Consider the following 11,603-nt stretch of genomic DNA (forward strand, 5'->3'; position numbering starts at 1 on the left):
GGGCGGGTCACCACCGCCACGTATGACCCGGCGGGGCGGCAGTTGTCCCAGACGGACCCGGACGGGCACACCACCACCTGGAGCTACGACACCGCCGGTCGGGAAGCGTCGGCCTCGGTGGACGGTGCCCTGATCGCCGCCATCGAACGCGACACCGCGGGCCGGCGGGTGGTCATCACGGACCACACCGGCGGGGCGGGGTACGCGGTGGAGCACGAACTGTGCTTTGACCGCCGCGGACTCCTCACCCGAAAGTCCAACGGCAACGGGAACGGGACGCTTTCCTGGGGGTATGACGGTGACGGGAACCGCACCGCGTTCACCGACCCCACCGGAACCACCACCTACACCCGCGACCCCGCCGGGAGGGTTGTGAAGGTTTCGAACCCGTTGCTCGGGGACGCGGCCTTCGCGTATGACCCGTCCGGGCGGGTCACCTCCGCGACCGCGGGCCAGTACACCCAGGAATGGGTGTACCGGGGAGGGAACCTTGCAGAGCACACCCGCACCCACACCGATACCCCGGATGCCACGGAGGTGACCCTGATCGGTCGTGAGGACGGCGGGCGGATCACCGGTCTGGCCCGGAACGGGGCCACGACCCGGTACGGGTACGACACCGCCGGGCAACTGACCTCCGCCACCACCACCACAGAAACAGGAACCACCGCGAAGGTGGTGGGGTGGGAGTACGACGCCGGTGGTCGGCTTCTCCGCGAAACCACCCCGCATGGGGCACGCACCTACACGTATGACGCCGCAGGCCAGCTCCTTACTGTCACCGAACCTGACGGTTCCCGGACGGAGTACGTGTATGACGGGTTGGGGCGGCGGGTCCGGGTGATCGACCCGGGCGGGTCCTGGACCGAATACGCCTGGGGCCCCACCGGCTACCTCACCGGCACCATCGAAAAGGATCGGGACGGGGCCGAGGTATCCCGGCACCGGCTCCACGTCGACGCGATCGGGGAACTCGCCACCGTGGACGGGACACCGTTGTGGTGGGACACCGCCGCACCGGTACCGACCCTGGCCGGGATCAACACCACCCAAATCCTGTCCTTGCCCGGCGGTGTCACCGGCATCGGCGACGCGTGGACCGCGCCGGGGTGGCGTACCGCCCGCCCCACCGACCAGCACGATCCCTGGGCAGTCCTCGGCACCCCCACCACCCCCAGCCCGGGCAACCCCGCAACGAATGGTGTCGGATCGGTCAATGGTGCAGGTGGTGTGTTGCCCGCCGGGATCACCCTGACCGCAGGTGGCGGGATCGACATCGCCGGACTCGAATGGCTCGGCGCCAGGGCCTACGACCCGGCCACCCGGGGCTTCCTCTCCACCGACCCCCTCGCCCCCGTCCTGGGCGCGGGCTGGGACGGAAACCCCTACGCCTACGCCGGAAACAACCCCCTCAACACCACTGACCCCACCGGCCTGCGGCCCCTGACCGACGCTGACCTGAAAGCCTACGACGGCTCCTCCCGCGGCGCCCTCGCCGCGGCAGGAGACTGGCTCGGAGACAACTGGGAATACGTCGTCGGCGGCGCCGCTGTGGTCGGCGGGGCCGTGTTGATGTTCGTCCCCGGCGGACAGGTCGCGGGCATGGGATTGATGAGCTTCGGCGCCGACGTCGTCATCCAAAAAGCAACCACCGGCCACGTCAACTGGGGCCAAGCGGCTATCTCCGGCGGCCTGGGCATGATCGGCGGCGGAGTCGGCATGATGGCGGGCAAACTCGTCAACAACCCCGTGGCACGGATGGCCGTGGAGAACGGAGTAGAAGGGGCGATCAGCGGAGCCGGCGGTTACCTCACCGGCCCAGGACCCCACACCCCGACAGGACTTCTCGGCGCCACAGCCCTCGGCGGTGGAACAGGCGCACTACCCATCGGAGGCGCCGCAAACCGGGCCGCCCTCCCGGCCCTGCCAACCGCCCGCTTAGGCCAATTGCCGCCTTCACCTCTGGGTTCCGCCAATCGATCCGGATCCGCCTATATTGCCAGTGCCGATGGAGTCGTTATACCGACAAATCGTTCTACTTTGGAAACAGGATTTCAAAAGGCCGGGCTTGCCAGCAAGCCTACTGATTCGATGGGAATGCAGTACACGATGCCAGATGGTAGTCTTGTTCGCATTATGGAGCCGTCTGGCGGAGCCCCTCTCAGGGCTTCATTCACAAACGCGAACGAAGGTCCGGTCCAACCGTTCACTGGAAAGCCCGTCCAGCCACCCCGAGGACTCACTAGGCCTGAAAGAGCGCTTTACGTTCGGGAACGCACGCACATTGAATTGATGCCATGATTGATCGCCTGATTTCTCGTATAAATGCTGTCTTACCCCTCGAAGTTATGCGCATTGAAGTCAATGACCCCTTCTTAAGCCTAGTCGGCGAAAATTGGTCGCTCGCGTTGAACTGTCCGTGGACGCTAGAAACGCCGGATGAAACCATCCCTTGGGAGTCAGATCTTCTTGATATTGAGGCGGAGAAGTTGGTTGGGCTATCGATGGAAGCAGCATCCAAAGGAAGGTCGGATGCTTCCGACCTTATTTTCTACTTCACTTCGGGATTTACAATTCATGTTTTCCCGGATACTGATCTGGATCCCTGGGTGATGCGGTTGCCAGACGTGGTTCTCATCGGACGAAAAAGTCCCTGACCATAGCAGTGTATGTTGCCTAGCTGTGCTGCCCAGGGAGGTTGTTGAGGACGTGCGAGGACGCGGCGTGAGATTTCCGGGATGACGAACGCCTCCCCGTGTGGAGTGGAGTTGTCTAAGAAACCGCTGCACACCTAGGAGGCCTTCGTGTCCCACGCTAACGCAATGTTGACCCCAAAAGCCCGTTTGAAGCTCGCCCAATTGGTCGTTGAAGACCATTGGACGATCACCGAGGCAGCCAAGCACTACATGGTCTCCTGGCCCACAGCTAAACGCTGGGTCACCCGCTACCTCTAACTCGGTCGCGAAGGAATGAATGACAAGTCGTCCCGTCCCCGCTGCAGCCCCAACCGCACCCCGTGGAAACTGGGTCAAACGCATTGTTGCCCTGAGGTGGCGCAAGCGGCTGGGCCCGGTGCAGATCGCCGGGCGGCTGGGCATCGCGGCCTCGACCGTGCACACTGTCCTGGTCCGCTGTCGGATCAACAGGCTGCGATACATCGACCGGATCACCGGCGAACCAAACCGCCGCTACGAACACACAGCCCCGGGCGAGATGCTCCACGTAGATGTCCCCAAATTCGGGAACATCCTCGACGGCGGCGGCCACCGCTACCTTGGCAGGGTCGAGGGCGGAAAGAACTTCAGGTCCTCAGCAGCACGCAGCGGCTACGCCCGTTCCAGCAAGCACCCCAGAAACGAGACCAACTGAAAAATCGAACGGCTCCACCGAACACTCAACGACGGCTGGGCCTACGCCAAGTTCTGCAGCACCGAATCCAGCCGCAGGGAGGCCCTACCCGGCTGGATCCACTACTACAATCACCAGAGGACCCACACCGCACTCGGGAGCACCCCACCCGTCAGCCGGCTAACCAACCTCCCTGGGCAGTACACCTAGCCATCCTCTAAGTTTGGCTCCACGAGCAGCAACTCAATGCAGGCCAGCACTTCTGGATCGGGAGGCTATGCGAGAGCGATGAGCAGCTTTATTCGTTGTCCTTACACTTTCACCATTACGGTACGGATTGGAAACCAATGGACCCTCTTCTTGATGCTCAGTTTCTTCCATCTGGGTTCCACTATTCTGGCTTTTACAAAAGGTTGATAGCACTGAACCTCACTAACCTTGAACCCTGGCGGATACTTCAAGGTCAAATGCTGATCCAGCGGACCGTAGGTTTAAGGGAGCGGTATCCCTCTCGTTTGCTTGTTCCCTTCGCGCGCAGGATTGATTCTGACGCAGTGGCTTGCTGGGACCTGGATGCCGATTGCGATGCGATCAGCGTCATTCATGATTTTGCCAATTCCGGGTGGGAGCAAAGGGAAAGATATGACGACCTGACCTGCTGGTTCCGGCAGGCCGTCGAAGACATGATTGAATTTGAGCAGTAGTGGGGAAGATTACACCGGACTTGAGCGAGTTGATTCGGTCGCCTGGCTGCACGACCTGCCCCACCGATCGCACCTCGTAGTCACACGGGGCGATCAGTGGGAATAGCCTCAGCCCAGCAAAGCCCGCCGCAGCACGTCCAAACCAACTGAGCCGATGTTGAGTGCCTTGCTGTGGAAGGACTTCAGGTCAAAGCCGTCGCGCCCCTCAAGCTCGGCACGGATCTGTTCCCACAGGCGCTGCCCCACCTTGTACGACGGAGCTTGTCCCGGCCAGCCCAGGTAGCGGGTAAATTCGAACTGAAGCTGGCCTTCGCTGATATCGAGGTTGGCTTTGAGGAAGTCGAAGCCTTTTTCGGGTGTCCAGGTGCCGGTGCCCCAGCGTTCAGGGACGGGCAGTTCCAAGTGCACACCGATATCGAACACCACGCGGGCTGCCCGCATCCGCTGGCCATCGAGCATGCCCATGTGGTCACCCGGGTCTTTGAGGTAGCCAAGTTCCAGCATGAGCTGCTCGGCGTAGAGCGCCCAGCCTTCGCCGTGGCCGGAGACCCAGCAGACGTTCCGCCGCCAGTTGTTCAGGAGCTCACGGCGGTAAGTTGCCGTGGCGACCTGGAGGTGGTGGCCGGGCACCCCTTCGTGGAAAACGGTGGTGGTTTCGGACCACGTGGTGAAGGTGTCTTCGCCTGCCGGCACTGACCACCACATACGTCCGGGCCGGGAGAAGTCGTCGGAGGGGCCGGTGTAGTAGATGCCACCCTCGTCGGTAGGGGCGATCATGCACTCGAGGGTTTTCATGACGTCGGGAATATCGAAGTGGACGTCGGCGAGCTCGGACACGGCACGGTCGGAGAGTTCCTGCATCCACGCTTTGAGTGCGTCGGTGCCCTTGATCTGGCGCGCGGGGTCGCTGTTGAGGATGGCCTTGGCTTCTTCAATGGATGCGCCGGGCTTGATCTGCGCCGCGACCTTTTCCTGCTCGCCGATAAGCCTCTCGAGCTCCTGAACGCCCCAGGAGTACGTCTCTTCCAGATCGATTTGTGCGCCAACGAATGAACGCGAGGCCAGCGCGTAGCGTTCGCGCCCGACCGCGTCCTTCTCCGGTGCAAGGGGGAGGAGCTCGTCCCGAAGAAATTCGCCCAGGGCGCTGTACGCAGAACGCGCGGCTGCAGTCCCGGCGTCGAGCCTGTCCTGAACATCGGCGGGCAGCGGCTGGCCATTAAGGGCGGCCGATGAAGCCATCTTGGCGAAGAATCCGTCCTCGGCTGTGTATCGGCCGGTCTGCTCGATGACAATCCGAACCTGCCGGGCAGAAGCTACTTTGCCCGACGCGGCAGCGGTCCGGAGGGAAACGATGTACCCCTCAATCGCCCCGGGAACATTAGCTGCACGGCCGGCGATATGCTCCCACTGTTCCACCGTGTCCGTGGGCATGAGGTCGAAGATCGCACGAATGTCCTGGGCGGGTGAGGCGATGTTGTTGAGGTCGGCGGCGTCCCAACCCGACTCGTGGATCTCCAGCTCCAGTCCGAGCCGCTCGCGCATGGCATCCAGGGTGACGGCGTCCACGTCATCCGAAGGCTCAAGGCCGGCCAGGGCGTCCAATGCCAACCGTGTGGCCTCCGCATGAGCCTCGGCACCGGCGGGCGAGTAGTCCTGGTATTCGGTTTCGTGTCCCGGCAGTCCAAGCGTGGTGGCGAAGCTGGGATTGAGTTCGATCAGCTTTTCTGTGTACGCGTCAGCGACGGCATCGATGGCGGACTTCGGGCGTACGGGGGTGTTTGCAGTAGTCACCCACAGAGCCTATCCGCGACGCCGCTTACGTGAAAGGGTTGTTGAACTTTTCTACGAGCGGGAATATTAGCCGCGGCTGCGCTTCCACGCACCCGGACCCGGGCTGGGATCCAGGCGCAGTTGTTGACGACGCACCCAATGCCGGACATTCGGCTTCGACGCGGCAGCTTCCGAAGGAGCACCGAGTGAAACCACGACGGCGGCCAGCGCCGCGAGTTCTTCGGCGGTCGGTTCACCTTTGACCACAGAGAACAGGGGCGCAGCGGCTGCTTCGGCGGGCAACTGGTCGGGCGCGGAATCGGCGCGGTGCTTGGGCGTGCTCACAGCGGGATGTTTCCGTGCTTCTTGGTGGGCAGGCTGGCGCGCTTGTCCCGGAGGGCCCGCAGGCCGCGGATGATCTGCAGGCGGGTGTCGGACGGAGCGATGACCGCGTCCACGTAGCCCAGTTGCGCCGCCTGGTACGGGTTGAGGAGTTCTTCCTCGTAGCCCTGGATGATTTCGGCCCGCTTCGCCTCGACGTCGCCACCGGCTTCGGCAACAGCAGCGAGGTCGCGACGGTACAGGATGTTGACGGCACCCTGGGCGCCCATGACGCCGATCTGCGCAGTGGGCCAGGCGAGGTTGAGGTCGGCGCCGAGCTTCTTGGAGCCCATGACGATGTACGCGCCGCCGTAAGCCTTGCGGGTGATCACCGTGAGCTTGGGAACGGTGGCTTCGGCGTAAGCGTAGAGGAGCTTGGCGCCGCGGCGGATGATGCCCTGGAATTCCTGGTCCTTGCCGGGCAGGAAGCCGGGGACGTCCACCAGCGTGATGATGGGGATGTTGAAAGCATCGCAGTGTCGAACGAAACGGGCTGCCTTCTCCGAGGCCGAGATGTCCAGCGTTCCCGCGAACTGCATGGGCTGGTTGGCCACAATGCCTACGGTGTGTCCCTCAACGCGGCCGTAGCCGATCATGACGTTGGGTGCGTAGAGGGACTGCATCTCAAGGAAGTGGGCGTCGTCCACGATCTGCTCGATGACCTTGCGCATGTCGTAGGGCTGGTTGGCGGAGTCGGGGATCAACCCGTCCAGGGCGAGGTCGTCGTCGTCGACTTCCAGTTCCTGGTCGTGCTCCACCACCGGGGCCTCGGACAAGTTGTTGGACGGGAGGAAGTCCAGGAGTTCACGGACGAACTCAATGGCGTCTGCTTCGTCGGACGCGAGGTAGGTGGAGGTACCGGTGGTGGCGTTGTGCTGCCGGGCGCCACCGAGCGTTTCCATGTCCACGTCTTCGCCCGTGACGGTCTTGATGACGTCAGGTCCGGTGATGAACATGTGGGAAGTCTTGTCCACCATGACCACGTAGTCGGTCAGTGCGGGGGAGTAGGCGGCGCCGCCGGCGCACGGGCCCATGATGAGGGAGATCTGGGGGACGACGCCGGAAGCGTGGACGTTGTTGCGGAAGATGTCCGCGAACATGGCCAGCGAGGCGACGCCTTCCTGGATACGCGCGCCGCCGCCGTCATTAATACCGACAACCGGGCAGCCGTTGCGGAGGGCGAATTCCTGGACCTTGACGATCTTCTCGCCGTTGACCTGGCTCAGCGAGCCGCCATAGACGCTGAAGTCCTGGCTGTAGATGGCGATCAGGCGGCCGTCGACTGTGCCATACCCGGAAACAACGCCGTCGCCGAGGGGCTTCTTCTTTTCCATGCCGAACGCCGTGGAGCGGTGGACTGCGAGGGCGTCGAACTCGACGAACGATCCGGGATCAACCAGGAGGTCGATGCGTTCGCGGGCGGTGTTCTTGCCGCGCGCATGCTGCTTTTCAATTGCTTCCGGGCCGGAAGGCTGTTCTGCACGGGCCTGGCGGTCGCGGAAGTCGGCAATCTTTCCCGCTGTCGTTGTCAGATCGTGGCTCATCAAGTGTCTCCGGCTCTGTAGCTGATTTTCGCTGGCGCAGTTAGGTGACGGTCGCAAGCTTAAGTAGCTTCCGTACAAAGAACAGGCCCCGATGGCCAGTCTAGTGACGCCTTTGCCGCGAACCGCTGTAGAAACCCTACAATTTTCAGCGTCCAAGCCAAAGCCATCCCTATGTTACCCGTCAGTAACATACTTGGGTTAGAGTGTCCCCATGACTTCAAGCAACGACGCTTCCCGCACACTTTCCCACGGTGCCAGCCCCTACGTCGCCACCGGCTCACTGAAAGACCGGACCATCCTGATGTCAGGCGGCAGCCGTGGCATTGGACTGGCAATCGCCACCCGCGCAGCCCGCGACGGCGCCAATATCGTGCTCATGGCCAAGACCGGCGACCCCCACCCGAAACTGGAAGGGACAGTCTTCACCGCCGCCGAACAGCTGGTCGCCGCAGGCGGCCAGGCGCTGCCACTCGTAGGGGACGTCCGCAACGATAACGACGTCGCGGCTGCGGTGGCCGCCGCCGTCGAGCGTTTCGGAGGAATCGACGTCGTCATCAACAATGCCTCGGCGATCGACCTCTCCCGCACCGACGCCGTTGACATGAAGCGCTACGACCTCATGCAGGACATCAACGTCCGCGGCACGTTCCTGCTGTCCAAGCTGGCGTTGCCCGCCCTTCGGGAATCCAGCCACGGCCACATCCTCACGTTGTCCCCGCCCCTCAACCTGGACCCCAAATGGGCGGGTATGCACCTCGCCTACACCATGGCCAAATACGGGATGAGCCTCACCACACTGGGCCTCGCCGAAGAACTGAAGGACGACGGGGTGTCCGTCAACTCGCTCTGGCCCTGCACCCTCATTGATACTGCCGCGATCAGGAACATGCCCGGTGGGCAGCAGATGGTGCAGGCTGCCAGGGGGCCGGAGATCATGGCCGATGCTGCGCACGCAGTGCTGACCGGTTCTGGCGTTACCGGGAATTTCTTCACCGATGAAGAGGTCCTTCGTGCGGCCGGCGTGTCGGACTTTTCGCCCTACAGCCTTGGGGCTCCGGAAGACCGACTCGTTCCGGACATCTTCCTCTAGGCGGATTCCCAGCCGCTTTTCGGTGAAAGGCACCATCCGGGGCCGCCTCAACTGGATAGGATTCAGCTATGGACGCCGAACAACCAGCCAGCAGTGGACCCCAGGAATCATCCGGGCAGTCGCGCGCCCCTTTGGACCGCGAAGCGCTGCTGCAGGCGGATTTCCTTTCGGCCACAGGCATCTCGAAACTGACCATCGTGGAATCCACGGGGTCAACCAACCAGGACCTGGTCCGGGCAGTAACCGTTGAGCCGAAGAAATGGGCCGATCTCGCCGTCCTGACAGCGGAGCACCAGACCGCGGCGCGCGGGCGACTGGACCGCCACTGGGAATCGCCGGAGCGTTCCGCGGTATCCGTGTCCATGGTGTTGCGACCTGTCACGGCAGACGGCATGCCAGTACCAACACAGAGCTACTCGTGGCTGTCCCTTCTTGCGGCTGTTGCCCTGCGCGAGGCCTTGCAGGAAACGGCCGGTGTGACGGCTGAGATCAAATGGCCCAATGACGTCCTGGTCAACGGGCGCAAGATCGCCGGCATCCTCGCGCAGATGACGCCCATGGGTGACGGCTCCGTGCCTGCCGTGATTCTGGGTGTGGGGCTCAACGTGTCTCTGGCCGAGAAGGAACTCCCCGTGCCGACGGCGACGTCGCTCGCCTTGGAAGGAGCCACGACGACGGACCGCACCGCGTTGCTGAAGAGCTACCTTTCGCGTTTCGCCAGGCTCTACCGCAGTTTCTGCAACTCGGAGGGGGACCCGGCCGCCGGATTGGTGGGTGGGCCGTCCCTGCATAAGCGCGTTGAATCTGCCATGGTCACATTGGGACGCGAAGTGCGCGCGCACCTGCCCGGCGACCACGAGTTGGTGGGGCATGCATCGCGCCTCGATGAGCATGGCTCGTTGTTGGTGGTAGACCATGGTGGCAGGGAGCACGTAGTCACAGCCGGGGATGTGGTGCATTTGCGCGCCACGGAAAGCGGTTATGCGTAAAGAGCTGCTTCCGGGGGAGCAGGTCATCACCATCACGCATCAGCAGGCCCGCTCACTCTTCTTTCCGGTGCTGGCCTTCATTGTGGTTCCTGCCTTGGCCGCCTACGCCTGTGCCTGGGTTGTCAAAGGAAACGCGCAACGGCTTGTCCCGTTCATTACAGTTGAATGGACGCCGTGGCTCCTGGGTGCCGCAGTGGTGCTTGCTGCTTGGGTTGTGCTTGGTTACAGCGTGAAGCGCGTGCTCCGATGGCGTTCGGTCAGGTACGTCCTCACGAGTCGGCGGATACTTGCCAAGTACGGAATGTTTCGCCGCAGCGATTGGCAAGTGTCGCTGATGGCCGTCCGCAATGTGGGTGTCCATCAAAGCTTGATTCAACGGACACTGCACTCCGGGAATATATCCTTGGATACCGGGCGCTCCGGAACAGCCGTTATGGCCGACGTCCCTGAGGTGGGTAAGTTCAGGGGATTCATTCTTGACGCGATGGACGAACTCCCGCAAGGTGAGGTTTTTGAGGGCGAAGTACTAAGTGATTTTGAAGAATTGCCGTGGGAGTTGAGAGAAGGTGGAAGAGATGAGCGTTGAGGATCAGCAGTCCGGCGAGGACCTGGACCAGGAGTTCGACGCCGTACCCGAACCTTCCGTGGACCAGGAGACTGAAGCTGGGCCGGCTCCGGTCCCCACCGGCCCGCCCACTGGTGTCATGTCCGCGGAGCGCCTGGCCATCAAGGCGCTCGAGGCGAAGCTCCTGGGCGGCGAACGCAAGCTCCGCCGTCGTGAAGTCGCTGCAGGAGCAGGAGTGTCCATCCTCTCAGCGCGGAAGGTATGGCGTGCTCTGGGTTTCCCGAACTTCGGCGACGAAGACGTGGCGTTCACTGAGCGTGACCAGGCTGCGTTGTCGAGCATTCTGGACCTCGTCCGGGCAGGCATCCTGACCGAAGAAGCCGCCATTTCGGTGACACGCTCCATCGGGCAGATGACTGACCGCATGGTGGTCTGGCAGATCGAAGCCTTGGTTGAGGACATGGTGTCCGAACAGGGAATTCCGGATGCCGTTGCGCGCAAGCAGCTGGTGGGGCGGTTGCCTTCCCTGGTGGACTCCTTGGAAGAGATCCTGGTCTACTCCTACCGGCGCCAACTCAATGCCGGGGTTCAGCGCCTCGCTGTCCGGGCCGAAGCCGGCCTGCAAGCCAGCGAGGAAGGCCGCGAAGGTGACGAGGACGATTCCCCTTTGCCCTTGGCCCGTGCTGTCGGCTTTGCGGACCTCGTTTCCTACACCAGCCTTTCGCGCCGCATGAACGAGAAGACACTGGCCCAGCTGGTGCAGCGATTCGAGAACAAGTGCGCCGAGATTATCTCCGTGGGTGGCGGCCGACTGGTCAAGACAGTGGGCGACGAAGTCCTCTACATTGCCGAGACTCCTGCGGCCGGTGCCGAGATTTCCCTGGCCCTGGCTCAAGCCTTCACCGAGGACGAGATCCTGCCGCAGTGCCGCGTATCCATGGTCTGGGGCCGCATCCTCTCCCGTCTGGGCGACATTTACGGACCCACCGTGAACCTGGCTGCCCGGCTAACCACCCTTGCCCAGCCCGGCACCGTGCTGGTTGATGCCATGACCGCTGCTGCCCTTGGACAGGACGACCGCTTCGTCCTGGTTCCGCAGAAATCCGAGAATGTCCGCGGCTTCGGCGAAATCCATCCCGTGATGCTTGCCAGGGGCCGCGGCAAGGGCCTCGTGCTGGACTGAGTCCTGGGTGTGAGTAGATCCACATGACG

10 protein-coding genes and 1 pseudogene are annotated in these 11,603 nt (G+C 62.9%); 8 read left to right on the forward strand and 3 right to left on the reverse strand.

Annotation, left to right across the window (positions count from 1 at the left end):
* From ACR30Z_RS19425 to ACR30Z_RS19440, 4 genes and pseudogenes are all read left to right on the forward strand, one after another.
* The coding region (locus ACR30Z_RS19425; protein ID WP_434374324.1) for an RHS repeat-associated core domain-containing protein at window positions 1-2,301 on the forward strand (2,301 nt) is incomplete at its 5' end.
* Entirely contained in the window at window positions 2,298-2,657 is a 360-nt protein-coding gene (locus tag ACR30Z_RS19430; protein WP_144652040.1) for a hypothetical protein, read from the forward strand. The genes ACR30Z_RS19425 and ACR30Z_RS19430, both read left to right, overlap by 4 nt.
* Window positions 2,658-2,804: 147 nt before the next feature.
* Window positions 2,805-3,558: pseudogene (locus tag ACR30Z_RS19435) on the forward strand (helix-turn-helix domain-containing protein).
* Window positions 3,559-3,695: 137 nt separating this feature from the next.
* On the forward strand, window positions 3,696-4,052 hold the full coding sequence (locus ACR30Z_RS19440; protein ID WP_144652041.1) for a hypothetical protein: 357 nt from the start codon (window positions 3,696-3,698) through the stop codon (window positions 4,050-4,052).
* A 108-nt stretch (window positions 4,053-4,160) separates the two neighbouring features.
* Here the strand turns inward: ACR30Z_RS19440 and ACR30Z_RS19445 are convergent, their stop codons facing one another.
* The 3 genes from ACR30Z_RS19445 to ACR30Z_RS19455 form a co-directional block, all read right to left on the reverse strand.
* Window positions 4,161-5,843 carry a DUF885 domain-containing protein gene (locus ACR30Z_RS19445; protein ID WP_434374325.1) on the reverse strand — a complete coding sequence of 561 codons (1,683 nt, stop codon included), beginning with the start codon at window positions 5,841-5,843 and terminating at the stop codon, window positions 4,161-4,163.
* Between the two features lie 66 nt (window positions 5,844-5,909).
* On the reverse strand, window positions 5,910-6,167 hold the full coding sequence (locus ACR30Z_RS19450) for an acyl-CoA carboxylase epsilon subunit (RefSeq protein WP_144652043.1): 258 nt from the start codon (window positions 6,165-6,167) through the stop codon (window positions 5,910-5,912).
* Complete coding sequence (locus ACR30Z_RS19455; protein ID WP_434374326.1) at window positions 6,164-7,747, reverse strand: acyl-CoA carboxylase subunit beta; 1,584 nt, start codon at window positions 7,745-7,747, stop codon at window positions 6,164-6,166. The genes ACR30Z_RS19450 and ACR30Z_RS19455 overlap by 4 nt, the downstream gene beginning before the upstream one ends.
* A gap of 211 nt (window positions 7,748-7,958) precedes the next feature.
* Here ACR30Z_RS19455 and ACR30Z_RS19460 point away from each other — a divergent pair, with 211 nt between their 5' ends.
* From ACR30Z_RS19460 to ACR30Z_RS19475, 4 genes are all read left to right on the forward strand, one after another.
* Entirely contained in the window at window positions 7,959-8,837 is an 879-nt protein-coding gene (locus tag ACR30Z_RS19460) for an SDR family oxidoreductase (protein WP_434374327.1), read from the forward strand.
* Window positions 8,838-8,905: 68 nt separating this feature from the next.
* Window positions 8,906-9,826, forward strand: coding sequence for a biotin--[acetyl-CoA-carboxylase] ligase (locus ACR30Z_RS19465; RefSeq protein ID WP_144652046.1), 921 nt, complete (start codon window positions 8,906-8,908; stop codon window positions 9,824-9,826).
* Window positions 9,819-10,412, forward strand: coding sequence for a PH domain-containing protein (locus tag ACR30Z_RS19470; RefSeq protein WP_434374328.1), 594 nt, complete (start codon window positions 9,819-9,821; stop codon window positions 10,410-10,412). Before ACR30Z_RS19465 ends, ACR30Z_RS19470 begins: the two co-directional genes overlap by 8 nt.
* A complete protein-coding gene (locus tag ACR30Z_RS19475) occupies window positions 10,402-11,574 on the forward strand; it encodes an adenylate/guanylate cyclase domain-containing protein (RefSeq protein ID WP_434374329.1) in 1,173 nt (390 codons plus the stop codon). The genes ACR30Z_RS19470 and ACR30Z_RS19475 overlap by 11 nt, the downstream gene beginning before the upstream one ends.
* The last annotated feature ends 29 nt before the right edge of the window (window positions 11,575-11,603 follow it).

Source organism: Paenarthrobacter sp. FR1 (assembly GCF_051106045.1).
Taxonomy (GTDB): Bacteria; Actinomycetota; Actinomycetes; order Actinomycetales; family Micrococcaceae; genus Arthrobacter; species Arthrobacter nitroguajacolicus_A.